General features: G+C 67.4%; 24 protein-coding genes and 1 tRNA gene. 14 read left to right on the plus strand and 11 right to left on the minus strand.

Annotated features, from left to right (window positions below):
* Positions 1-102: 102 nt before the first annotated feature.
* Positions 103-651 (plus strand): hypothetical protein, encoded by a 549-nt coding sequence (locus H0264_RS15840; RefSeq protein WP_181584665.1) that lies wholly within the window; start codon positions 103-105, stop codon positions 649-651.
* Entirely contained in the window at positions 648-1,700 is a 1,053-nt protein-coding gene (locus H0264_RS15845; RefSeq protein WP_181584666.1) for a 3'-5' exonuclease, read from the plus strand. Before H0264_RS15840 ends, H0264_RS15845 begins: the two co-directional genes overlap by 4 nt.
* 43 nt (positions 1,701-1,743) lie before the next feature.
* Here H0264_RS15845 and H0264_RS15850 read toward each other — a convergent pair whose 3' ends face one another.
* Entirely contained in the window at positions 1,744-2,028 is a 285-nt protein-coding gene (locus H0264_RS15850) for a hypothetical protein (RefSeq protein ID WP_181584667.1), read from the minus strand.
* Positions 2,022-2,336 carry a hypothetical protein gene (locus tag H0264_RS15855; protein ID WP_181584668.1) on the minus strand — a complete coding sequence of 105 codons (315 nt, stop codon included), beginning with the start codon at positions 2,334-2,336 and terminating at the stop codon, positions 2,022-2,024. Before H0264_RS15855 ends, H0264_RS15850 begins: the two co-directional genes overlap by 7 nt.
* Positions 2,337-2,450: 114 nt before the next feature.
* Here H0264_RS15855 and gcvT point away from each other — a divergent pair, with 114 nt between their 5' ends.
* Entirely contained in the window at positions 2,451-3,551 is a 1,101-nt protein-coding gene (gene gcvT / locus H0264_RS15860; RefSeq protein ID WP_181584669.1) for a glycine cleavage system aminomethyltransferase GcvT, read from the plus strand.
* A gap of 177 nt (positions 3,552-3,728) precedes the next feature.
* Positions 3,729-4,829: a branched-chain amino acid aminotransferase gene (locus tag H0264_RS15865; protein ID WP_181584670.1), complete on the plus strand. Its 1,101-nt coding sequence runs from the start codon at positions 3,729-3,731 to the stop codon at positions 4,827-4,829.
* A gap of 169 nt (positions 4,830-4,998) precedes the next feature.
* On the opposite strand, the gene H0264_RS15870 is transcribed toward H0264_RS15865, so the two are convergent.
* The 4 genes from H0264_RS15870 to erpA all read right to left on the minus strand — a co-directional run bounded on the left by H0264_RS15870 (position 4,999) and on the right by erpA (position 8,394).
* The gene (locus H0264_RS15870) at positions 4,999-5,712 is read right to left on the minus strand and encodes an MBL fold metallo-hydrolase (protein ID WP_181584671.1); all 714 of its coding nucleotides are present in this window, start codon (positions 5,710-5,712) and stop codon (positions 4,999-5,001) included.
* A 71-nt stretch (positions 5,713-5,783) separates the two neighbouring features.
* A complete protein-coding gene (locus H0264_RS15875) occupies positions 5,784-6,692 on the minus strand; it encodes a homoserine O-acetyltransferase/O-succinyltransferase family protein (RefSeq protein ID WP_181584672.1) in 909 nt (302 codons plus the stop codon).
* Between the two features lie 107 nt (positions 6,693-6,799).
* The gene (locus tag H0264_RS15880; RefSeq protein ID WP_181584673.1) at positions 6,800-7,771 is read right to left on the minus strand and encodes a carbohydrate kinase family protein; all 972 of its coding nucleotides are present in this window, start codon (positions 7,769-7,771) and stop codon (positions 6,800-6,802) included.
* A 272-nt stretch (positions 7,772-8,043) separates the two neighbouring features.
* On the minus strand, positions 8,044-8,394 hold the full coding sequence (gene erpA, locus H0264_RS15885) for an iron-sulfur cluster insertion protein ErpA (RefSeq protein WP_181584674.1): 351 nt from the start codon (positions 8,392-8,394) through the stop codon (positions 8,044-8,046).
* Between the two features lie 198 nt (positions 8,395-8,592).
* Between erpA and H0264_RS15890 the strand changes: the two genes are divergently transcribed.
* The gene (locus tag H0264_RS15890; protein ID WP_181584675.1) at positions 8,593-9,246 is read left to right on the plus strand and encodes a DUF3043 domain-containing protein; all 654 of its coding nucleotides are present in this window, start codon (positions 8,593-8,595) and stop codon (positions 9,244-9,246) included.
* Positions 9,247-9,263: 17 nt separating this feature from the next.
* On the opposite strand, the gene H0264_RS15895 is transcribed toward H0264_RS15890, so the two are convergent.
* Positions 9,264-9,515 (minus strand): hypothetical protein, encoded by a 252-nt coding sequence (locus H0264_RS15895; protein ID WP_181584676.1) that lies wholly within the window; start codon positions 9,513-9,515, stop codon positions 9,264-9,266.
* Between the two features lie 205 nt (positions 9,516-9,720).
* On the opposite strand from H0264_RS15895, the gene H0264_RS15900 reads away from it, so the two are divergent.
* From H0264_RS15900 to H0264_RS15930, 7 genes are all read left to right on the plus strand, one after another.
* Positions 9,721-10,704, plus strand: a complete 984-nt coding sequence (locus tag H0264_RS15900; protein ID WP_181584677.1) for a GlxA family transcriptional regulator — start codon at positions 9,721-9,723, stop codon at positions 10,702-10,704.
* A gap of 59 nt (positions 10,705-10,763) precedes the next feature.
* Positions 10,764-11,381, plus strand: a complete 618-nt coding sequence (locus tag H0264_RS15905; protein WP_181584678.1) for a LysE family translocator — start codon at positions 10,764-10,766, stop codon at positions 11,379-11,381.
* Between the two features lie 178 nt (positions 11,382-11,559).
* Positions 11,560-13,605 carry a nicotinate-nucleotide--dimethylbenzimidazole phosphoribosyltransferase gene (gene cobT / locus H0264_RS15910; protein WP_181584679.1) on the plus strand — a complete coding sequence of 682 codons (2,046 nt, stop codon included), beginning with the start codon at positions 11,560-11,562 and terminating at the stop codon, positions 13,603-13,605.
* A gap of 7 nt (positions 13,606-13,612) precedes the next feature.
* Positions 13,613-14,359: an adenosylcobinamide-GDP ribazoletransferase gene (locus H0264_RS15915; protein WP_181584680.1), complete on the plus strand. Its 747-nt coding sequence runs from the start codon at positions 13,613-13,615 to the stop codon at positions 14,357-14,359.
* A gap of 116 nt (positions 14,360-14,475) precedes the next feature.
* Positions 14,476-14,943 carry a carboxymuconolactone decarboxylase family protein gene (locus H0264_RS15920; RefSeq protein ID WP_244976258.1) on the plus strand — a complete coding sequence of 156 codons (468 nt, stop codon included), beginning with the start codon at positions 14,476-14,478 and terminating at the stop codon, positions 14,941-14,943.
* Between the two features lie 205 nt (positions 14,944-15,148).
* A complete protein-coding gene (gene erm, locus H0264_RS15925; protein WP_181584682.1) occupies positions 15,149-15,991 on the plus strand; it encodes an ErmE/ErmH/ErmO/ErmR family 23S rRNA (adenine(2058)-N(6))-methyltransferase in 843 nt (280 codons plus the stop codon).
* A gap of 248 nt (positions 15,992-16,239) precedes the next feature.
* Positions 16,240-16,324 (plus strand) — tRNA-Leu (locus H0264_RS15930).
* A 227-nt stretch (positions 16,325-16,551) separates the two neighbouring features.
* Here the strand turns inward: H0264_RS15930 and H0264_RS15935 are convergent.
* The 3 genes from H0264_RS15935 to H0264_RS15945 all read right to left on the minus strand — a co-directional run bounded on the left by H0264_RS15935 (position 16,552) and on the right by H0264_RS15945 (position 20,202).
* The gene (locus tag H0264_RS15935; RefSeq protein ID WP_181584683.1) at positions 16,552-17,631 is read right to left on the minus strand and encodes a mechanosensitive ion channel family protein; all 1,080 of its coding nucleotides are present in this window, start codon (positions 17,629-17,631) and stop codon (positions 16,552-16,554) included.
* 115 nt (positions 17,632-17,746) lie between these two features.
* A complete protein-coding gene (locus H0264_RS15940; RefSeq protein ID WP_231086669.1) occupies positions 17,747-18,793 on the minus strand; it encodes a Ca2+-dependent phosphoinositide-specific phospholipase C in 1,047 nt (348 codons plus the stop codon).
* A gap of 368 nt (positions 18,794-19,161) precedes the next feature.
* Positions 19,162-20,202, minus strand: coding sequence for a fatty acid desaturase family protein (locus H0264_RS15945; protein ID WP_244976202.1), 1,041 nt, complete (start codon positions 20,200-20,202; stop codon positions 19,162-19,164).
* 328 nt (positions 20,203-20,530) lie between these two features.
* Between H0264_RS15945 and H0264_RS15950 the strand changes: the two genes are divergently transcribed.
* Positions 20,531-21,346, plus strand: coding sequence for a ParA family protein (locus H0264_RS15950; RefSeq protein ID WP_244976203.1), 816 nt, complete (start codon positions 20,531-20,533; stop codon positions 21,344-21,346).
* Between the two features lie 145 nt (positions 21,347-21,491).
* Positions 21,492-22,946: a flavin-containing monooxygenase gene (locus H0264_RS15955; protein ID WP_181584686.1), complete on the plus strand. Its 1,455-nt coding sequence runs from the start codon at positions 21,492-21,494 to the stop codon at positions 22,944-22,946.
* Here H0264_RS15955 and H0264_RS15960 read toward each other — a convergent pair whose 3' ends face one another.
* On the minus strand, positions 22,947-23,528 hold the full coding sequence (locus tag H0264_RS15960; RefSeq protein WP_181584687.1) for a hypothetical protein: 582 nt from the start codon (positions 23,526-23,528) through the stop codon (positions 22,947-22,949).
* Between the last annotated feature and the right edge of the window lie 83 nt (positions 23,529-23,611).

Consider the following 23,611-nt stretch of genomic DNA (forward strand, 5'->3'; position numbering starts at 1 on the left):
CAGTCGAAACAGACTCGTCGGCATGTGGGGTTCCGGGGCAACATGTCGGTGCCATCGTCTACGGTGGCCGATGCAAACCCGTCCGCAAGTACACGGAGTGTCATGAGCATCCCCGAGCAGGCTGTTCTGTCCCTGGTGGTTGTGCTGGACGAGGTGGAGGGTCGCCTCGTCGTGTGGCATGTGAATGTTGGGCAGCCGATTGGGCTTTCGCGGCTATCGGGCGCTTGGGTGCTCGAGCCGGGGGAGGGGGAGGCTGTCGCGATGTTGGCCGCAGGGCAGCGGATTGTGGTGCGGGGCGGGGGATCCGAGGTGCCAGGAGGTATCGCGGTCGCGGGGGTCGTGGATGTCGATGCCACGGTGGCGGCGGCGCAGGCCGAGGTGGAGGCGGTGGACGGGTTGTTCAGTTCGCATCAGGAGGCGGTGGCGGGGAAGTTGATACGGCCGCAATGGCCGGAGATGACGCATCCGGAGGATGGGCGGCAGGAGTTTCCCGCGGCGGATGAAATCGTGCGGCCCGCATTGGCTTTGGCGCACGGGATCGCTGATCTGGCGGATGCGTGGGCCGACTTCGAGTCGCTGCGGGTGGCGCGCTCGTTCCTTACCGCGCGTGGTGGGCGGACCGCGCGCGCACTGCCGCTGGTCGTGCGGTGACCATTCCCGGATTGTCCTTCGCTGCGCTCGATGTCGAGACGGCCAACTCCGCACGCGGAAGTATCTGTGCCATAGGTATTTCCGTGGTGCGCGACGGTCTGCGAGTGAGCACCCGGTCCTGGCTGTGCCGGCCACCGGCGGCTGTCGATTTCTTCGCACGGCACAACATTCGAGTGCACGGTATCTCGGCGGACATGGTCGCCGATCAGCCGGGTTTCGCGGATCGCTGGCCGGGCGTACTCGCCACGGTCGCGGATCTGCCGGTGGTCGCGCACAATGCCGGATTCGATAGCGGGGCCGTGCGGCAGGCGTGCGAGCACAGCGGAATCGAGGTGCCCCATTGGGAATTCCGCTGCAGCCTCGCCCTCTCTCAGCGGCACCTGGATCTCGACAGTTACCGACTGCCCAGTGTCGCAGCCGCGCTCGGTGTGGAATTGGTCGGACATCACGAGGCGGGCGCGGACGCAGCGGCGGCGGCCGACATCGTGGTGGCGCTGGCAGCCCGAGCGGGCGTCGCCTCGCTCGCCGAACTCGAGCGCATCGGAGAGCCGCAACCGATCCGACGCCGTGCGGCTCGGCGGCCCGTGGGGTCTGGTGGGTCGCGACAGCCCGAGCAGTCCGATGGGTCGCGACAGTCGAAGCGGCCCTACGAGTCTCGGCACCCTGAGCGTGGCGACTCTGGAAACTCCGGTCGGTCCCGACGGGCCTTCTTCGGCCGGGAGGAACTCGTGGCGCCCGAGGTCATTGCGCGTGACCCGGGGCATCCGCTGGACGGCCGGATCGTCGTATTCACCGGCGAGCTGGCGTCCATGACCCGGCAGGAGGCCTGGAACGCCATCGCGAAACATGGTGCGACACCGGCGAAGAACGTCACCCGCCGCACCACCTGCCTGGTCATCGGCGACGGCTACACCGGTTACGACGCCGCCGCATTCCATACGACCAAGGCACGGCGAGTGGCGGAATTGTGCAGCCGCGGACACGAGATCCAGGTGCTCGACGAACAGCAACTGCTCGCCCAGCTGGAATCGAAGCAGTCCACCGGCTAGGACAGTGGACTGCTCGTGCTGACACGTCCGTGCGTGGTGTCGTTCACGACGACCACCAGACGACCAGGCCGCCGCCGGTGACGAGTGCGGCGAGGAGTGAGACGGCGATACCCGTGCCCACCTGACGAGCTTGACCGCCGACCGCCCACAGCACCGGCACGGCCAACAGCTCGATGAGATACAGCGCCACGACGAAGACGATGAGGAGCGGTACCAGCAGGGTCACCAGCACATTCACGCAAATGCCCACGGCCGCGCCGAGGAACGAGATCTCGCCGAACCACGGTCCTCTCGTGGGCTTCGGTTCCGGGTGCGTGGGCGTCACCATACGATGCCCACCCCGGCGTGCATGAGTGCGGCGAGCAGCGTGCCGATGATCCAGAAGACGGTGGTCACCTTGGCGGCCCGGCCTACGGCGTGCGCGGTGGCGTTGGAACGTCCGCGCAGCAGGAACGCGGTGATCGCGGCGACAGCCGTGGTAACCAGAAATGCACGGAACGGTAGATCGATGACATCGAGGTCGGCGGCCGAGACGACCAGGCACATGAGTGCGATCTGGGCTACGAGCAGCGCCGCGATGCTGCACGTGGCGATTGCCCAGAATCGTTGGTCATCAGGTTTCGCCTCGGCTGACATACAACCCCTCCCCGGAAGGCAAATCGTGGGCGAACTGTAGCGCATGCGACGGCGCGGCGGCGCAGCGAATTGCCGGGGGCATCGTTGCAGCGGCGGACCGATAAGCTGCTACGGGTGACCGACGAGAAGCTGCTGCAGGGACCCATCCACAACGTCCATGTCGAATTGGGCGCCACCTTCGCGCCGTTCGGGGGGTGGGAGATGCCGGTTCAGTACGCGGGGACCGTCGGGGAGCACACCGCGGTGCGGACGACCGTCGGGTTGTTCGATGTGAGCCACCTCGGCAAGGCCACGGTCAAGGGGCCGGGGGCCGCGGCGTTCGTGAACTCGGCGCTGAGCAATGACCTCGGGCGGATCCGGCCGGGGAAGGCGCAGTACACGCTGTGCTGCACGCCGGAGGGCGGCGTCATCGACGATCTCATCGCCTACTACGTGAGCGATGACGAGATCTTCCTCGTGCCGAACGCCGCCAATACCGCGACCGTGGTGGCCGAGTTGCAGAAGGCCGCACCGGAGGGCATCACCGTCACCGACGAGCACCGGGGCTACGCGGTCTTCGCCGTGCAGGGCCCGAAGTCGGCGGAAGTGCTTGCCGCGCTGGGGCTTCCGACCGAGATGGAGTACATGGCCTACGCGGACGCCGAGTGGGAAGGCCGTCCGGTGCGGGTCTGTCGCACCGGCTACACCGGCGAGCACGGCTATGAGCTGCTGCCGCGCTGGGAGGACTCCGAAGCCGTCTTCCGCGCCCTGCTTGAGCAGGTGAAGGCCGCCGACGGTCAGCCCGCCGGACTCGGCGCTCGCGACACCCTGCGCACCGAGATGGGCTACCCGCTGCACGGTCACGAACTGTCGGTGGACATTTCGCCCCTGGAAGCGCGCACCGGCTGGGCGGTCGGCTGGAAGAAGGCCGACTTCTGGGGCAAGGCCGCCCTGGACAAGGAGAAGGCGGAGGGACCCAAGCGAATCCTGCTGGGTCTCAAGGCAATCGACCGTGGCGTCCTGCGTCAGGGGCAGACTGTTCTGCGCGGCGAGGACACCGTTGGCGAAACCACCTCCGGCACCTTCTCGCCCAGTCTGAAGGTTGGTATTGCCCTCGCGCTGCTCGATACCGCCGCGGGGATTCAGCCCGGCGATGAGGTCGAGGTCGATGTGCGTGGGCGTCGGCTCAAGTGTGAGGTCATCCGTCCGCCGTTCGTTGAGGCGCGGACTGCCTGAGGTGGTGTTTGGCCCGGCCTGAGCGCACACAATTTCGCGATCTTCTGCCATTTCGGCAGTTTTCGCCGCGATAGTGTGCGCTCAGGCCGGATCGATCACGGTTGATCGGGCCTGTGGCCGTCCGCCAACCCGGGGGAGCGTCGGACACGCTCGAGCGGGCAAATTAGACTCCCGGGCATGACAGTTGCCGCGCAGTTCACCCGTGTCACGCATCCCGCGCCCGTGCCGGCGCAGCGGCGGCAGGAGATTCTCGCGGAGCCCGGATTCGGGCGGTACTTCACCGATCACATGGTGTCGATCGACTATGCCGACGGCCAGTGGGGGAATGCGCGGGTCGAACCGTACGGACCGCTCCCCATGGATCCGGCGACCATGGTGTTCCACTACGGGCAGGCCATCTTCGAGGGGCTCAAGGCGTACCGGCAGGCGGATGGCAGCATCGCCACCTTCCGCGTCGATGCCAATGCGGCGCGGTTCCAGCGGTCGGCCAAGCGCATGGCCATGGCGGAGCTGCCCGCCGAGCTGTTCATCGAGTCGATTCGCCAGCTGATCGAGGTCGACGCGGAGTGGGTGCCGCCGGCCGGGGGCGAGGAGTCGCTGTACCTGCGGCCGTTCATGTTCTCCACCGAGGTCGGGCTGGGTGTGAAGCCTGCGGGTGCGTACAAGTACCTGCTGCTCGCCTCGCCCGCGGGTGCGTACTTCCCGCGCGGGCTGAAGCCGGTGCGCGTCTGGCTGTCCACCGAATTCGTGCGCGCGGCACCTGGCGGCACCGGTGAGGCGAAGGTCGCGGGCAACTACGCCGCCTCGCTGCTCGCGCAGCAGCAGGCCGCCGAGCAGGGCTGCGATCAGGTCGTCTGGCTGGATGCCTGCGAGCACCGCTACGTCGAGGAGATGGGCACCAACAACCTGTTCTTCGTGTTCGGCAGCGGCTCGGACGCGCGGCTGGTGACCCCCGAACTGTCCGGTTCGCTGCTGCCCGGCATCACCCGCGACTCGCTCATCACCCTCGCCGCCGACGCCGGTTACCCGGTGGAGGAGCGCAAGGTTTCGGTCGAGGAATGGCGCAAGGGCGTCGAAACCGGTGAAATCACCGAGGTTTTCGGCTGCGGCACCGCCGCCGTGGTGATCCCGGTCGGCTCGGTGAATTCCGCCGCAGGCGAATTCACCATCGGCAATGGCGAACCGGGCGAGGTCACCATGGCCCTGCGCGACACCCTCACCGGCATCCAGCGCGGCACCTTCGCCGACAGCCACGGCTGGCTGCGCACGCTCGGCTGAGTTGCCTGAAAGCTGAAATATGCCCGCCCTGAATGTATTCAGGGCGGGCATGTTCGTTTGGTGATCGGCGCTCCGCAGACGGTGTGGATCCCGGCCAAAAGCATGCCGGGATGACGGAGTGCTGCTGTGCCGGAATGATGGAGTGCTGGGTTGGCGGGGTGCGTACTGCTCAGCTGGGCATGAACATGTGCCACTGTTCCAGCGTCTGGGGGCGCATGACGTAGTTCTTGTCCTTGATGTGGGACAGGGCCGCGCTGGGTTCCTCGGAGTACCAGTGGCCGGGGTAGACGACCGGATCTCCTTGCAGCCCTGCGAGATAGCGCAGGCTGCGGAACATGGCGTCGGAGTCGCCGCCGGGGAAGTCGGTGCGGCCGCAGCCGTCGACGAAGAGGGTGTCGCCGGCGATGAGGCGGTCCTGGAAGAGGAAGCACTGGCTGCCGGGGGTGTGGCCGGGGGTGTGCAGCAGTTCGATTTCGAAGTCGCCGACCGCGACCTTGTCGCCGTGCTCGTGGCCGGTGAGTTCGCTGGGGGCGATGCCGGTGACATTCGCTACCCAGGGCAGCTCTTCCTTGTTGACGTGCACCGCCACATCCGTGCGCTCCAGGAGTTCCTTCACGCCGCGCAGGGTGAAGCCCATCATGGTGCCGCCGACGTGGTCGGGGTGGTGGTGGGTGGCCAGGACACCGGTCAGTCGCATTCCGTCTGCCTCGGCGAGATCCACCAGATCTCCGGCCGCGTACGCCGGATCGACCACCACGCATTCGCCGCTGTCGCGATCGCCGATCAGGTACGCGAAGTTTCGCATCTGCGTGGCGATGGGGTCGCCGACTGCCCAGTCACGGCCGGCGAGCAGCTGACGAAAATACAAACGGTCCGAAGCCATGGCTCACAGGTTAGTGCTTGAATGTCCAACGACCCGCACCGAGCACGCATTATGCGATCACCAACGCTGCGCTATGCCGCGAGCAAAGCCTTCGCCTCGAGCCGATCGTGAATGGCGCGCAGCCAGTTCGCGAAGAAGATCCCGGTGTGCCCGGACCAGTCGCTGGTCACCTCCGCGTAGGACGCGGGCAGCGGGAAATCGTCCAGCAGCGCCGGATCACCCTGGCTGCGCACCAGCATGGCGTGATGCATGAGGTACTGATGCGTCTCGAACGGGAAGTACGCCAGCGGGATCTCCGGAAACGGTCGCGTCTGATCGGCGAGCCAGCGCCGCAGGTCGCGCCGGTATTCGCGAGCCATGGTGTCGCACAGGTATTCCGGATGCCCTTGCAGGAACACGTGCTGGAGGCCGTCGGCGCTGGCGGCCAGATGCCATTCGGATTCGGTGGAATCCAGCAGGATCGGCACCGAAGCGTCGCGCAGATCCGCGGAGGTCATCACATTCCACCGTGAGTGCGGCACGAACACCTCGGCGGGCAGCCCGGCCACCAGTTCACCCGCGCCGGAAATCTCGTGCAGGAACGTGCCGTGGCAGCGCACCCCCAGCCGCTGTCGCCGCAGCCCGTACAGGAAATGCAGTGCGGCATGCGCGGACTGGCAGGAGAACAGCAGCGAGGTCGCCGCCGAGCACTCCCGCAGCATCCCCGCGATCAGTCCCAGGCTCGGCTCATCCGCGATATCGGCAGTCGTCGGCTCACTCCCGCTGACGATGAGCGCATCCATCGCGCGCAGCCCGGGCCAATCCACATCGTCCAGCGGACCTAGCGGGTCGATACCGAAAACTGTTGTCTCCAAACGGAAATCGCTCCGGTCGGAAATAAGCGCCGCCCCGGCCGCAACCGCTTCGGTAAATACTCGCCGCGTCATGCTGTCCGCGCGCAGCGAGATCAAGTCGACAATGCCGACCCGCACCACCATCATCAGGTCCTTCGAGAAAAGCTCAACAAATACCGCGCGATTCACCCGCGCAGAGAAAACCGCACGCCGATCACATGATCAGCGTGCGGTATGAAGAAGTCCGGCAGGTTTCAGCGAAGAATCGACTCGATCTCGGCCGCGGCCTCCGCGCCGTACGCCTCACGCAGACGCTTCAGGGCGACATCGCGATCGAGGGTCCATTCCTGGGTGCCGATGGTCTCCAGCACGAGAACCGCGATGAGCGAACCCAACTGGGCCGACCGCTCCAGCGACAGGCCCGCGGTGTGGCCGGTGAGGAAGCCGGCGCGGAAGCCGTCGCCGACGCCGGTCGGGTCGACCTTGGCGGTGTCGGGGACCACGTCGACGTGGATTTCGGTGCCGTCGCGGTCGACGATCTTGGCGCCCTTGGAGCTGAGGGTGGTGATCCGAATGCCCACGCGCTCACCGACTTCGGCCTCGGTCAGACCCGTCTTCTGGAGCAGCAGGCCCCACTCGTACTCGTTGGTGAACAGGTAGGCGGCGCCGTCGATCAGCGACAGCGCCTGCTCGCCGTCCAGGCGGGCCAGCTGCTGAGAAGGGTCGGCGGCGAACGGGATTCCGGCCGCGCGGCACTGCTCGGTGTGGCGCACCATGGCGTCCGGGTCGTTCGCGCCGACCAGCACCAGCGACAGGTCGCGGCCGGCAGCCAGCGCGGTGATGTCGATGTCGCGGGCCTCGCTCATGGCGCCCGGGTAGAACGAGGCGATCTGCGCCATGGCCTCGTCGGTGGTGCACACGAAGCGGGCGGTGTGCGCCTCGGTGGAGACCTTCACCGCGGAGCAGTCCACGCCATTGCTCTCCAGCCACTGCCGGTATTCGCCGAAGTCCGGGCCGACCGCGCCGACCAGCAGCGGGCTCTGGCCGAGCAGGCCCATGGCGTAGGCGATGTTGCCGGCGACGCCGCCGCGGCGGATCACCAGGTCGTCGACGAGAAAGGAGAGCGAAACATGCTGGAGCTGATCGGCCAGCAGCACGTCGGAGAACTTCCCGGGGAAGCGCATGAGGTGATCGGTCGCGATGGAAGCGGACACAGCGATGGTCACGAGCTTCAATCCTTCGGTGACGTGCGCTGCGCACACCTGGGCGGAACGGCAGACGCGGGGCGGCGGGTGGAGGAGGCGAACCGAGAGGTCCGCACCTTGAAAATACACTGTCCGAGACGGGAAGCCCCAGCACTCCGAGGGCTCGCACCGGTCGAGCGCCGGACGAATTCCCGGATGTCCGAGGGGGTTCGGGGGTGCAGGCCCGGAGAGTTGGGCTCGGACACACGTCAGCGCGGAACATCCCGCAGGATGTTCCGCGCTGGACGGTTATGTCAGTTGAAGCTGTCGCCGCAGGCGCAGGAGCCGGTGGCGTTCGGGTTGTCGATGGTGAAACCCTGCTTCTCGATGGTGTCGACGAAGTCGATCTGCGCGCCCTGCACGTAGGGGGCGCTCATGCGGTCGACGACGAGCTTGACGCCGCCGAATTCGACCTGCAGGTCGCCGTCGAGAATGCGGTCGTCGAAGAAGAGCTGGTAGCGCAGGCCGGCGCAACCACCCGGCTGCACGGCGATGCGCAGCGCGAGATCGTCGCGGCCTTCCTGATCCAGCAGAGCCTTCGCCTTGGAGGCGGCGGCGTCGGACAGAGTCACACCGTGAGTGGTGGTCTCGTTCTGCACAGTCATGAACTCTCCTAAAGGACCAATGGTCAACCCGTGAATTCAGCGCACGGCTCGTGGGCTGTCAACGCCACTTCGCGGGCGGCTATTCCCAATCCTACGCGGCCGGGATTCGAGAAATCGGCCAGGGATTGCGATGGTTGTCACGCCACGCGGACAGACCAGGTTTTTCCGGCGGACACGTCATCGAATAGCCTGGTCGGCGTGAAGTTCCTCCGCCGTGGCGAGTCCACCCCCTCTTCCGACACCTCCGCCGTCGACGCCGGTGGTGCCGCGACGGTCGCGGAGCGGCCTTCGAGCACCGGCAAAGGCAAGCCGACCCCGAAGCGACGCGACGCCGAAGCGCGCCGTCGCGGACCGGTCGCGCCCGCGCCGACCACCGCCAAGGAGGCCCGCGCCCGGCGCAAGGCGCTACGTGGTTCCAAGGAGGATCGCAAGGCGGCCTCGGCGCGCCGCAAGGTCGAGATGAACGATCGCCGCGCGCGCATGCTCGCCGGTGAGGAGCAGTTCCTGCTGCCGCGCGACAAGGGTCCCGTCAAGGGGTATGTGCGTGACATCGTGGATGCGCGTCGCAATCTGCTCGGGCTGTTCATGCCGTTGGCGCTGGTGTTGATCGTCAGCATGATCCTGTCGCCGGCGCTGCAGGCGATCGTGACGCTGGGCATGCTGGTGATGATGCTGTTCATGATCATCGAGGGCTTCGTGCTCGGCCGGATCGTGAACAAGCGGGTGCGCGAACGCTTCCCGGAGACCACGGACCGGCCGTTCTCGCTGGGCTGGTACGCCTTCGTGCGCGCCTCGCAGGTGCGCCGCATGCGCGCCCCGAAGCCGCGCGTGAAGCCGGGCGACAGCATCTGATTCGGGAATCCCGCGGCTCAGCCGTGTTCGCGCAGGCTTGCGACGGCACGGAGGTCGTGTTGTGCGCGCACCTGGTCGCGGTCGGAGAAGTTGGTGGAACCTGTGAGTTCCCAATTCGATTCGCGGTGGAACGGGACCGCGCGGCCGGCCGCTGCGAACAGGGCGAAGATTCGGGTGAACATGGTTACGGCTCGATGCTGGGTGCGGGTGTCGGTGTCGGCGCTGTGATCGCTGGTGTGGAATCCGGGCGCCGGGATCGCGGTTGTCATTACTGCTGCTCTCCGTCTTCGATGGAATCGGTTGAGTCCCACGCCATACCGGCGAAGGTGAGGTAGCCGAGGGCGCTCATGACGGTGCCTGCGGCGGTGATTGCGTGGAGGGCTTGCATGGCAGTAAGTTTTCTCCAGAACACTTACTGCCAACAGTGGCAGTAACGACATTGTTCGCAAATATCCGGCCAGGTATGGTGGGAACATGCTCTCGAAGGTCGCCGTCGTCCTCAACGACCGCCTCGCCATGTTCGAATTCGGCGTGGTCTGTGAGGTTTTCGGCCTGGATCGCACCATGGACGGGCTGCCCGGCTTCGACTTCCGGGTCTGCGGCGCGGAACCGGGGAAGCCGCTCAGCAGCAGCTCACCCGGCATTTCGGTAACGCCCGAATACGGCCTCGAGGCCCTGCTCGACGCGGATCTGGTTGCCATACCGGCGTTTCCGTTCACAGCCCGGCACCATTTCGACCCGCGGGTCGTGGCGGCGGTACGCGAAGCGGCCCAGCGCGGGGCCACCGTGCTCACCGTCTGCTCCGGGGCCTTCCTCGCCGGAGAGGCCGGACTGCTGGACGGACGCAAATGCACCACCCATTGGCGGTATGTCGAGCAACTGGCGCAACGGTACCCGGAAGCCACCGTCGACCCGGACGTGCTGTTCGTGGACGAGGGGAACCTGATCACCAGCGCCGGCACGGCCGCCGGCATCGACGCCTGCCTGCACCTGGTGCGGCGCGAACTCGGGTCGAGCGTCGCCAATGCCATCGCGCGGCGCATGGTAGTGCCGCCGCAGCGGGACGGCGGGCAGCGGCAGTTCATCGAAAGACCGGTCGTGGATTGCAGTTCCGACAGTCTCAGCGAGACGCTGCATTGGATGGGCGAGCATCTGGAGCTGCCGCACACCGTCGAATCGCTGTCCGCGCGCACGGCCATGTCCACCCGCACCTTCGCTCGCCGCTTCGCCGCCGAAACCGGGACCACACCGGTGAAATGGCTGACCGGGCAACGGATTCTGCTGGCCAAACAACTGCTCGAAGACACCGACATGGATTTGGAGACGCTGTCGCACCGGTGCGGATTCGGGTCGGGGACGCTGCTGCGGCATCACTTCCAGAAGCTGGTCGGCATCGCGCCCACCGAATACCGGCGGCGGTTCGGGAGCCGGGTGGACGAGAAATCGCCGGTGGCCTAGCAGCGCACCCCTGAAACAGTGGGTGTCGCAGGGCGATTGGCTCGGTTACTGTGCGGGGGATGAGCATCGAATTTCTGCTGACGACGCTCGTCATCGTGGCGACACCGGGCACCGGGGTGCTGTTCACCCTCGCCGCCGGACTGACGCGAGGTGTGCGAGCCAGTGTGATCGCGGCCTTCGGATGCACCCTCGGCATCGTCCCGCACATGGTGGCTGCCATCACCGGCCTGGCGGCGGTCATGAACACCAGCGCCGTCGCCTTCCAGACGCTGAAGTATCTCGGCGTCGCCTACCTGCTGTACATGGCGTGGAACACGCTGCGCGACAAGGGCGCTCTGGCCATTCCCGAGCAGGGGCAGGGCGTCGCACCGTCGGCGGGGCGCGTGATCGCCTCGGCCGTCGCGGTCAATGTGCTGAATCCGAAGCTGACGATCTTCTTCTTCGCCTTCCTGCCGCAGTTCGTCCCCACCGGGTCGAGCAACGCCACCCTGCGCATGCTCGAGCTGAGCGGGCTGTTCATGGCGGCCACCTTCGTGGTGTTCGCGGTCTACGGCGCTTTCGCGGCGGCGGTGCGCAACCATGTGATCTCTCGCCCCGCGGTGGTCACTTGGATGCGGCGCGTCTTCGGCGCTTCCTTTGTCGCCCTGGCTGGACGGCTGGCGGTGCAGAACCAGTAGGGATCCGGCCTCAGCGCACACAATCGGCGCAGAATCTGCCATTCGGCAGAACCCGGCGCGATTGTGTGCAAATAGGCCGACGATCGGACATACGGAGGTGCGGTCGCGAAGTTCTGGGTGGACTCGCGCAGCGGAGCCAGGTCGGCTGGACCGGGCGCGCTGTTGATACCGTGCTGACGTGTCGCACACTGCTCAGACAACCGATCGACCGCTGCGGACGCTGGTGCTCGGTGGAGCCCGGTCCGGGAAGTCGGCCTTCGCGGAACAGCTGGTCGCGTCGGAGGCGGTGCGCTATGTCGCGACCGCGGTCCCGGACCCGGCCGACGAGGATTTCGCCGAACGCATTGCGGCGCACCAGGCCCGGCGGCCCGCCACCTGGACCGTGGTCGAAGGCGACGCGGTCGCGGCCCTGGCCGACTCCGCCCCCGCCACCCTGATCGACGATCTCGGCACCTGGCTCACCGCGCGGATCGACGCGCGTGCGGCGTGGGAATCCCCGCGCGGCACCATCGCCCCGGACCTCGACGCCCTGGTCGGCGCGGTCGCGGCCTATCAGGACCGCCTGGTCATCGTCAGCCCCGAGGTCGGCCTGGGCGTGATCCCGTCGACCCGGTCCGGCCGCCTGTTCCGCGACGAACTCGGCAGCCTCAACCAGCGCCTGGCCCAGGTGTGCGACGAGGTGTACCTCCTCGTCGCCGGACAGCCCATGCGGGTGAAGCCCGACGGCGCGATCGCTTCCGCCGCCGCGCTGTCGGATGCCGCCGAGGCGATCAGCGGTGTCGCCTTAGCGGCCGGGCTGAGCGAGCCGGCGGATCAGGGGCGTGCGCAACACGCTGCCGCTGAGGCGCTTTCCGCCACCGGCCGTGCAGCGTCGCCGGATCACACTGCCCCGCAGGCGGATTCGGGCGACAGCCAGACCGTGTCGGACCCCGGCACAGGCAAGGCGGCAGCGGTCAGCGGTGCTGAAGGTGTCGATGTGGCGACGGGGCTCGCGGCTGATGCCGATGCGGCTGCGGTGGGAGCGGCGGACGCTACGGCTGCGCTCGTGAATGGTTCCTCGGCTGGCGGTGCCGGAGCGGTAGGCGCTGCGGCGGTTGGCGCTGAGGCTACGGCTGGGGGAGAAGACGATTCCGCTCCGAAGCTGACCAAGGTGTTGGCGCGGCCCGTCGAGTTCGGGCCGGTGGCTGGACCTGATGTCGCCGTGCGGGGGCTGGCGGAGGAGCGGCAGGGGCAGTTGACCAAGCCTGCGGGGGCGCTCGGGCGGCTGGAGGCGCTGGGGAATTGGGTGGCGGCTTGTCAGGGGGTTTGTCCGCCCAGGCAGTTCGAGCGGGCTCGGGTGGTGGTGTTCGCGGGGGATCACGGGGTGGCGCGGCACGGGGTTTCGGCGTATCCGAGTGAGGTGACCGCGCAGATGGTCGCCAACTTCCGCAATGGCGGGGCGGCGGTGAATGTGCTTGCGCGACTGGCGGATGCGACCGTGCGGGTGGAGGACATCGCGGTCGATGGGGAGACCGCAGCGGAGATCTCCAAGTTCAAGGTGCGGCGGTCGAGTGGCTCCATCGATCGTGAGGATGCGCTGAGCGAGGAGGAGGTGCAGGCCGCGCTGGCCGCCGGCGCCGCCATCGCGGACGAGGAAATCGATTCGGGCGCAGACCTTCTCATCGCCGGCGACATGGGGATCGGCAATACGACCCCGGCCACCGTGCTGATCGCGTCGCTCACCGACACCGAGCCGGTGATCGCGGTCGGTCGCGGCACGGGTGTCGACGATGCCGGCTGGATCCGCAAGACCGCCGCCATTCGCGACGCCATGTGGCGTGCCCGCCCGGTCCTGCGCGAGCCGGTTGCCCTGCTGCGCAAGGTATCCGGCGCAGACCTCGCCGCCATGACGGGCTTCCTCGCGCAGGCCGCGACCCGCCGCACGCCGGTGATTCTGGACGGCGTGGTCGTCACCGCCGCCGCCCTCGTCGCCGACCAGCTGGCCCCCGGCGCTCGCGCCTGGTGGGTCGCCGGGCACCGCTCCAGCGAACCGTCCCACAAGATCGCGCTCGAGCGTCTCCAGCTCGAACCCCTCGTGGACATGAATATGCGTCTCGGCGAAGGCTCCGGCGCGCTCACCGCACTGCCGGTGCTCCGCGCGGCCGTGGCGACCCTCGCCGACATGGCGACCTTCGCCGAAGCCGGGGTGAGCACCGCCGACGCCACCGAGCCCGCCAGTGCCTGATACGGCCGTGAGCGGGCTGCGGCTGGCTCTCTCATGGCTGACCGTGCTCCCGGTGCGCGGACCGGATCAGGTCGACCGGACTGCCGCGGGTCGTGCAATCGCGTGGGCTCCGGTGGTCGGGGTCTTGCTCGGGGCGGGGACCGCCGGGCTGTTGTGGCTGCTCGGGGCTGTCGGCGCGTCGTGGCTGCTGGGCGGGTTCGTCGCGGTCGCGGGGTTGGCGCTCATTACCCGGGGGATGCATATCGACGGGCTCGCCGACACCATGGACGGGCTCGGGAGTTACGGGCCGCCGGAGCGGGCCCGGGAGATCATGAAGAGTGGTGGCGCGGGGCCGTTCGGGGTGGCTGCGCTGGTGTTCGCTGTTGCGGTGCAGGCGGTTTCGTTCGCCGCGCTAGCGGAGGCCGGGCGGTGGGGTGCGATCGTGCTCGCTGTGGCGATGGGGCGGGTGGCGGTGGTGCTGGCGTGCCGGCGGGGGATCGACGCGGCTCCGGGAGCCGGATTCGGGGCGCTGGTGGCGGGTACGCAATCGCTGATCGGCGGGGCCGCCTGGAGTGGGATCGCTGTTGCCGCAGCACTGTTCGCTGCGCCGCAGTGGTGGCTGGGGCCGTTGGCCGTCGTGTCGGCGCTCGCGGTGACGGTGCTGCTGGTGCGGCATTGTGTGCGGCGGTTCGGTGGGCTCAATGGTGATGTGCTCGGCGCCGCAGTCGAATTGGCGACAGCGGTCACGGCGGCGGTGTGCAGCTTCGCCGTGTGAAGTCGGCCGCGCCTGTCACATTTCGGGTCCGCGCGGTGTCGCGTGTGTGTAGGGATGCCGCTGCCATAGCGGCATGACTCGATTGAGAGGACGAGGCCATGGAACCTCGTATCAATATGATGGCCACCGATTTCGGCGGCACGATCTTCAAGCGGCTCATCGGGCTGGGCCGGACGATTCAGGAATCGCCGCTGCCCCGGTCGATCCAGTTCCTGGTGCAGATTCGCGCCAGTCAGATCAACGGCTGTGGCGGCTGCACCGATATGCACACCAAGGACGCGGCCGCGGCGGGCGAGACTGCGGTGCGCCTGAACCTCATCGCGACCTGGCGGGATGCCATCGTGTTCACCGACGCGGAGCGGGCCGCGCTGGCCTTCACCGAGGAAGGCACCCGGCTGGCCGACGCACATCTGGGTGTCAGCGACGAGACCTGGGAGCAGGCGCGCAAGCATTTCGACGACGATCAGCTCACCGCGCTGATCGCGGCCGTCGCGGTGATCAACGCGTTCAACAGGCTCAATGTCATCGCGCGCATGCCCGCGGGTGAGTACGTGGCAGGCATGTTCGATTCGCTGTCCGTGTAAATGGATTGCGGCTCACGCGGGCTCGTTCCTAGAGTGGGCCGCATGACAGGTACCTGTTTCATGTTCGTGCGCGTGCGCAGCGACGGGGCTCTGGCCCGCTAGCGGACGCAGGTTTCGCACACACGACACCGAACTCGCGTCCGCCGGCGCGCCCAGGGCCCTTCGAGATCCCATTCACTCTCGAAGACCCGGAAGGGCAATCGCTGTGGCGCCGAAGTTTTCATCGCAGGATTCCGCGTACCGGAATTATTCGCATACCCAGAGCAAGGTCAAGGCCGGTAATGGCCGGACGCCCCGGGATCGAGCCAGACGTGTTCTGTCCCAGAACTTTCTGATCGACCCGCAGGCCATCGCCAGGATTGTCGCGGCGGCCGATCCCGTTGTGCCGGTACTGGAACCGGGCGCGGGGGAGGGAGCGCTCACCCGGGCGCTCGCCGATCACGGAGCGCGGGTGACCGCGTACGAAATCGACCCGCTGATGGCCGGGAAGCTGGCCGCCCGCACTCGTGATCACGCCGGAATACGGGTGGTGCGAGGCGATTTCCTGAAGGCCGCCGCGCCTCGGGAGCCGTTCGCGGTGGTCGGGAACATTCCGTTCTCGGCGACCGCGCGGATCGTGGACTGGTGCCTGCGGGCACCGGCGCTCACCTCGGCGACGCTGGTCACCCAGCTCGAGTACGCCCGCAAACGCACCGGCGATTACGGCCGGTGGAGTTTGGTGACGGCCGTGAACTGGCCGTGGTTCACCTGGGAGCCGGTGGGGCGCATCGAACGAAACAGCTTCCGGCCGATCCCGTCGGTCGACTCCGCGATCCTGCGCATCACCCGTCGACCCGAACCGCTGGTGCGGGATCGCCGGGCCTTCACCGAACTGGTCGAGCTCGGGTTCACCGGCCTCGGCGGCTCGGTCGACGCCTCGCTGCGCACCCGCTACCGGGGCGTGGACACCGCACTGGCGGCAGCGGGCATCAACCCCGGAACCCTTGTCTGCCATGTGCATCCGGACCAGTGGATCGAGGTGTACCGGGCGCTGCCGGGCACCCGCTGATCCCCGAGGCTGTGCCGACCGAACCGGGTCGGCGCAGCCCCGTCCGGGCCGCGTCGTGACCGGTCGCCGCGTTCTACCGCGCGAGCGCCGATCGCGCCACGGCCTGCTCGACGAACCCGATCAACCGCTCCGCCGAAAACGCCCTCCAGCGCCACCCGGACCAACTGCTCTCCGACCGCCCGCAGCGCGCCGGCCAGCACGTTTGCGTAAAAGGGCAGATGATCGAATATGGTTGTCACGCAACACCGGTCCGGGTGGCGGAATGGCAGACGCGCTAGCTTGAGGTGCTAGTGCCCGTATTAGGGCGTGGGGGTTCAAGTCCCCCTCCGGACACAACCAGTAGGCCCGTTGCCGATCATGGTGTTCGCCCATGGTGGCGGCTTCGTTTCCGGGGAACTGGACACCGCAGGTATCCCGCAGCCGAACACGGGCGTCGTACCGTTGTTCAAGGACAGCGCCACCAGCTCGGAAGGCGAGTCCGCACTCGCCGACGCGGTTCTCGTTCTTCCGCCAGCGGTTCGCCTGAGACCGTCTGGTTCCGCGGGACAGCCAGCCTCGTTCTATGACTCGATGCTGCTCTCGGCCGGGATCTTGGGGCCGAGCGCCGGGTTCGGGACGCTCGTTTCTCGGGTGGCGGGCAGGGCGCTGGGGATCTCTCGCGCGAGATGCTCCTGGAGCGCGCCGCGCACCTCGGCGCACAGCGCTCCCGCATCTGCCGCGTCGGTGACCGCCGCACTGATCTTCAAACGCAGCAATTGTGTATTCGGCTGAGGCTCCGCGACTGACACCGACCATTCGGTACGGTCCCAGAGTGTCGACGCGTCGAGGATTTCGCGAACCTTCTCGCGCACTTCGGGCACCGGGGTGGTCAGATCGACGTTGACGAAGGTTTCGGCCAGCACCCCGAGGTGCCTGCGAGTCCAGTTCTCGAAGGATTTAGTGGTGAAGAAGGTGACAGGTACGACGAGGCGCCGGTAGTCCGGGCGCTTCACCACCACGTAGGTCAGGGCGATCTCCTCCACGACGCCCTGCTGCCCGTCGACCACGACCGTGTCGCCGATGCGCACGATATCGCCGAAGGCGATCTGCAGTCCGGCGAAGAAGCTGCCCAGTGTGCCCTGGGCGGCGATGCCGATGACCAGGCTGAGCAGGCTGGCGGAGGCGAACAGGCTGGTGGCGATCGGGCGCGTCGCGGGGAAGGTGAGCATGATGAAGATGAGGGTGGCCAGCCAGATGATGACCGCCGCGGCGGTTTCGAAGACGCTGAGCTGGGTGTGAATGCGTTGCAGCCGTTGCGGATCGGCGCTCACCCGCTTGCCCACGCGGGCCGCCACAATGGCCATCAGCACCGCGGCGACCCGTACGACGAGCCATCCCAGCGCCAGCATCAACGCGACATTGAGCGCCATCCCGACCCACTGTCCCAGGTGCAGCACGCTTTCCAGCACGGCCTCGTAGGCGCGGGTCATGATCAGAACCACGACCGTGATCGCGGGCGCACGACACTGGCCCAGGCGGTCCAGAACATCGGAGTCGGCCTTGCCGCTGGCCACCCGCCGGGCGATGAGACGATTCAGCACCCAGCTGAACACCGACGTCACCACCACGATCGCCACCGCAGAGAGCACCAATCCGAGCATGCCGCCTCCGTCTGGGAGAAAAGCCGGTTCTCGCAGTCGCCGAACAAACGGTACGTTAGTACATTTTTGCTGGCGGTGGGGACAGCCCGTCGGCCGCCTCTGACCTGCGATATCGCTAGTCGCCGCGCGGTAGCACGAGACCCAGCAGCCGCGGGGAGACCCAGTCCGAGGTCAGCACCGAGGCGTGCGCGGTCGCCAGCTGCCGGGCCCGATCATCGGCCTGGCCGAGGTCGGGGTGACGGTTGCTCATCGTCGGCGTCACCTGCTGGGCGTTGGTCATGGTCAGCAGGTAGTGGTTGCGGTCGTACCATGCCGAATCCGCTTGTCCGCCCACATAGTTCGCCGCGTCACCGTCGAAGAACACGAACCAGTCGCGCAGCTGCGGGCGTGCGTAGCGCAGGCGTGGATCTCCGGTTTGCGCGGTCAGGACGGCGGGGAAGATCTGCGCGTCGGCGATCCGGCCCGCCTGCGCGAGCGACTCCAGATGGGTGGCGTACTCGATATCGGATGTGGTCGCCCGGAACGGGTTCATGGTGTCCAGCGGGGAGACCCCGGGGATGAGCTCCACGACCACCCGGCCGCGCATCGCCGAGCGGGTGGGCCAACCGTCGGCACGGGCGGCGGCATCGAGGGAGGGGTGGCCCGACAGCAGTTCGGCGGGGCGGTAGACCCGGTCACCGAGATGCTCGCGGAGCGCGGCATCGAGTTCGGCCGGACCGTGGCCGGGGCCGAATCCACCCTTGTTCTCGACCTTGATGATCAGCGGATCGCGGTTGGGGTTCTGCTCGAGCCACAGGCGGATATTGTCCAGGCAGGCACTGAAATCTTGATCGCGCACGCCGCGGCCGAGCTCGTCGGCTGTGCCGGCCACCGTGCAGTTGTTCTCGTTCGCCAGGGGATTGAGGTGACCGACAAGCCATTGTCCGGCTTGGGTTTTGGGCCAGATATCCAGCTCGACCAGACCCGCCCCGGCGTCGAGCGCCTCGGTGAGATACCCGAAGGTGGACCGGTCGTAGGTGTTGTGCACGCCCACGGAGGTGAGGTGGGCGAACCCGATGTCCGGGGTCGCGGTCGAATCTGCGGCCGCGCTCGGGGCGGTCAGGGCCATCATCGCGAAACCCAGGGCCGCTGCGGCGGGGCGCATAGTCGTAGTCGCTCGCACTGCTTTCATTCCTTGTCGCCGTTGCGGTGAGCCGTAGAGGTGCACAGGGCTGGACCCCCGAGAAGTTATACCTCCTGATGCGAAATCAGCCGTTGCGACAGCATCCGCGGCGTTCAGGCTGGGGCGGCGAGGATTTCCCAGGCAAGGCGTGTGAGGCCATGGAGCTCTATGAGGTGCTGCTGGTAGGTTCCGGTTCACTTTCGGGTGCGGGACTATGCGCTGGATGCTATGGGAGAGGACGAGATCGCTGCTGCTCGTAGGGTATTCGAGCGGAGCTGGTCCGGTTGGCCGCAGTTGGTGAGTGCCTTCTCGGCGGCTGCGGCGTTCGGGGTGCTCTGGCGGTGGGGGTGTTCGCGTTGTAGGGCGGGTTATCGGCCGGTGGTGTCCAGGTGGCGGAGGGCGTGGCGGTAGGAGTCGAGGAGGGTGGTTTCCACGTAGGGGATGCCGAGTTCGGCGCAGTGGGCTCGGACTATCGGCTGGGCTCGGTGCAGGCTGGGGCGGGGCATGGTCGGGAACAGGTGGTGTTCGATCTGGTAGTTGAGGCCGCCCAGGGCGGTGTCGGTGAACCAGCCGCCGCGCACATTGCGGGAGGAGAGGACCTGGCGGCGCAGGAAGTCGGTGCTGTCGCCTTCGGGGAAGACTTCCATGCCTTTGTGGTTGGGGGCGAAGGTGCAGCCCATGTAGAGGCCGAACAGGGCCTGCTGTACGGCAAGGAAGATGAGGGCTTTCGCCGGTGGCAGGACGAGGAATGCAGCGGAGAGCAAGCCGGTGGCGTGGGCGGTGAGTAGCGCGCCCTCCCAGATGCGATGGCGGATGGGCCATTTCGCTACCGCTCGGGCGCTCGAATAGTGCAGGCTGCCCGCCTCGAGGAGCAGCATCGGGAAGAACAGCCAGGCCTGGTAGCGGAAAATGAAACGCCGCCAGCCTTTTTCGGTCGCGACGCGGTGGGCGGAATGCGCCAGGATGCCGGAGACGTCGGGGTCCGCGCCTTCGGTGTTGGGGTGCGCGTGGTGGCGGTTGTGGTTGCTGGTCCACCAGCCGATGCTCAGGCCGATGGCGAGATTGCCTGCGATGAGACCGTACAGGTGGTTGGCGCGGCGGGTGCGGAAGATCTGGCGGTGGCCGGCGTCGTGGCCGAGGAAAGCGATCTGGGCGAATACCGCGGCCAGGAAGGCGGCAGTGGCCAGCTGCCACCAGGAATCGCCGAGCAGGCAGAACACGATCCAACCGGCTGCGTACGCGGTCGCGGTGGCCGCGGTCTTCCAGCCGTAGTAGTGCAATCGGCGATCCAGCAGGGCGGCCTGCCGGACTCGTCGCATCAGCACCGCGTAGTCGCTGCCGCGGATGGGGGCGGAATCGGACTTTGCCGGCAGAAAATCGACCGTCTGCACCGGCTCGAGTTGCGTCACGCCCACAGCATCCAGGGTGGTGGTCACTTTCGAGTGAACGGCCGGGGCGTTTCGCGCTACAGCGTGTCGGACACCTATCCATCCGGTCTACTGACCGGAATGTTTCCGGTGGCCGGGCCACCGCCGTCGTGGTCCGCGCCGAGATTGCCATTGGCGGACTGTCGTTTTCGGGAATCTCCCGATGGAGGCTGCGGGCTATTCGCCCGGTGCTCCCGCGGCCGAGTGGTCGGTGCAAAGAGCTGAGCCCGTTCGCCGCAAAGCTATTCGTGAGCAATACCTCACATGTCGTGTCGATCCGGGGAGGGGCTTGCCCGTTAGCCTGGCGGGCATGTCGGCGAACCTTCCCTCGCGAGAGGCTGAGCTACCTCGTGGCGAAGCGCGGATCATCGCACTGTGCAATCAGAAGGGCGGGGTGGGGAAGACCACTACCACCATCAACCTCGGTGCCGCGCTGGCGGAATGCGGGAAGCGGGTGCTGCTGGTCGATCTCGATCCACAGGGGGCGCTGTCGGCGGGGCTCGGTGTCGCACACAATGATCTCGCGCTGACGGTGTACGACCTGCTGGGCAGGTCTGCGCCATTGATCGACGAGGTGCTGATGAAGACCTGCGTCGACACCATGGATCTGCTGCCGAGCAATATCGATCTGTCGGCGGCGGAGATTCAGCTGGTGAACCAGGTGGGGCGCGAGCATGCGCTGCGGCGGGTGCTGGAGCCGGTGCGGGATCGGTACGACTACATACTCGTGGACTGTCAGCCGGCGCTGAGCGTGCTCACGGTGAACGCGCTCGCCTGCGCGGACGGGGTGATCATTCCGATGGAGTGCGAGTTCTTCTCGCTGCGGGGGCTGGCGCTGCTCACCGACACCATGGAGAAGGTGCGGGATCGGCTGAATCCGGGGCTGACGCTGCTCGGCATCGTCATGACCATGTTCGATGGCCGGCTACTGCATTCCCGGCAGGTGATGGCCCGGGTGGGTGAGGTGTTCGGCGGCGATGTCTACGAGACGGTGATCTCGCGGACGGTCCGGTTCCCGGATGCCACCATCGCGGGGGAGCCGATCCTCACCTGGGCGCCCAAATCCAATGGGGCGGAACAGTATCGGGCGCTGGCGCGGGAGGTGCTGCAGCAGACGGGCCGCTGAGGCCCGGCGCGAGGGGCTTGCCGGGGAGTGGCGCAGCCCGATTGACACACGGCTCCATTACCAATACCGTCGGTATTCGAATGCTAGCGGTATCCAACGAGGAGGTTGGGATGGTCCTGTGCGGTCCGGCGTGGGTGGGTGCTCGATGACTGCGCCCCGGGAGCCGCGCATTGTGATCATCGGCGCCGGTGTCTCCGGCATCGCCACTGCTATTACCTTGCAGCGCAACGGCTTCCACGACTTCGTCATGCTGGAGAAGGGCTCCGACGTCGGCGGGGTGTGGCATTGGAACCACTATCCGGGGCTGACCTGCGACGTGCCCTCGCAGCTGTACCAGTTCGGGTTCGCGCCGAAACCGGATTGGTCGCGCGTGTTCGCGCCCGGACCCGAGATCCAGGGGTATCTGGCCGATATCGCGGACAGGTACGGGCTGCGGCCGCATCTGCGCGTGAACGCCGAGGTGGTGGCGGCGCGGTTCACCGGGACCGGATGGCAGGTCGAGACCGCCGACGGCAGCAGCTACGACGCCGACTTCGTGATCGCGGCGACGGGGGTGCTGCATCATCCGGCCATACCCGATATTCCGGGACTGGCCGATTTCACCGGCGATGTGCTGCACACCGCTCGCTGGGATGACGAGATGCCCACCGACGGACGCAGGATCGCCGTCATCGGCACGGGATCCACTGGCGTGCAGGTGGTTTCGGCATTGCAGCCGAAGGCGCGGGCCATCGCGCACTTCGTGCGCAGTCCGCAGTGGGTCATCTGGGCGCCCATGAATCTGCCGCAGCCGGGCATCGTGGGCGCGGTGCTGGATCGGCTGCCGCAGCTGAATCGCGCGCTCCACCAGGCCGGAATGACCGGTGCGCGGGTGTTCACCGATGTCGTCACCCGGCCCAGCTGGCGGCGGCGCGCGGTGCAGGAGTACGCGAAGCTGAGCTTGCTCGCCCAGGTGCGGCAGCCCGCGATGCGCGAGCAGCTGACGCCCGACTATCAGCCGCTGTGCAAGCGACAGGTGTTGTCCGGCAGCTACTATCGCGCGCTGAAGGCCCGCAATGCGGAACTGGTCACCACCGGGATCGAGACGGTGACCCCGACCGGCATCCGCACTACCGACGGCCGCCACCAGGAATTCGACCTGATCGTGTTCGCCACCGGCTTCAAGGCGCACAACTACATGCGACCTATGAACCTGGTTGGCCGCGACGGCATTTCGATCGACGACGCATGGGAGAAGGGGCCGCGCGCCTATCGCATGACGGCGATTCCCGGCTTCCCCAACCTGTTCACCGTGCTGGGACCGAACTCGCCCACCGGCTCGATCCCGCTGCACCATGCGGCGGAGGTGACCGCCAGGTACATCACCCAGTGGATCGAGCGGTGGCGCGCAGGGGAATTCGACACGGTCGAGGTGACCGAGGAGGCCACCGGACGGTTCGAGTCCGAGGTCGCCGAGGCGCTCGGGCCGACCGTGTGGAACACCGGATGCAACTCCTGGTACTTCACCGAGGGCGGCAATATCGACCTGCTGCCCTTCGACCGTGCCGAGATGGAGAGCATGCTCGCCGTCCCGGAGCCCGCGGACTTCCAACTGCGGTGATCAGCGCACGCCGGCCTTGCTCGTGGTCGAGAATGTCGTCCAGAGCGGGCCGGCGACCAGCCAGATCAGCAGCACGGTGCTGAGCCGGCCCATCCAGGCCCACAGCGCTTCGGTGCGGTCGGGAGAGCCCGCGATGAGGACCAGCAGCAGCATGGCGCCGCAGGCAATGGCCCAGGCCAGCAGGCATTTACCCCATTCGCGCCATTCGTAGCCGATGCGTTTCGGGTCGTCGTGCGCGGGCGGTTTGACCGGCGGCGGCCCGCCCGCGAACCGATAGGCGACGCGCTGATCGGCCCAGCGGATCAGGCTGTGCCCGAACGCCACGCTGAACCCCAGATAGGCGGCCCCGATGCCGTGCACCGACGAGGCGGTGCTGCCGCGCGCCAGATCGACCACGGTCGCGATCAGCAGCACCACATCCAGCAGCGGGGTGCTGATCAGCAGCACATTGCTGGTGCGCCGCAACTTCAACAGGTACCGGGCGGCCAGCCCGGCCCCCAGCATCACCCAGAAGCCGATCTCGCACAGCCCGATCAGGGCCGCGAGCGGATTGGACCGAAGCTCTTCGAAGATCCCCTGCATGCCATCGAGCCTGGCCGGGAAAGAGATCGCCGCGCGTCGCCGATCAGGGCTAGTGCGCGTCATCACTTCGACGGAGGCTCGCG

The sequence above is a fragment of the Nocardia huaxiensis genome, assembly GCF_013744875.1.
Taxonomy (GTDB): domain Bacteria; phylum Actinomycetota; class Actinomycetes; order Mycobacteriales; family Mycobacteriaceae; genus Nocardia; species Nocardia huaxiensis.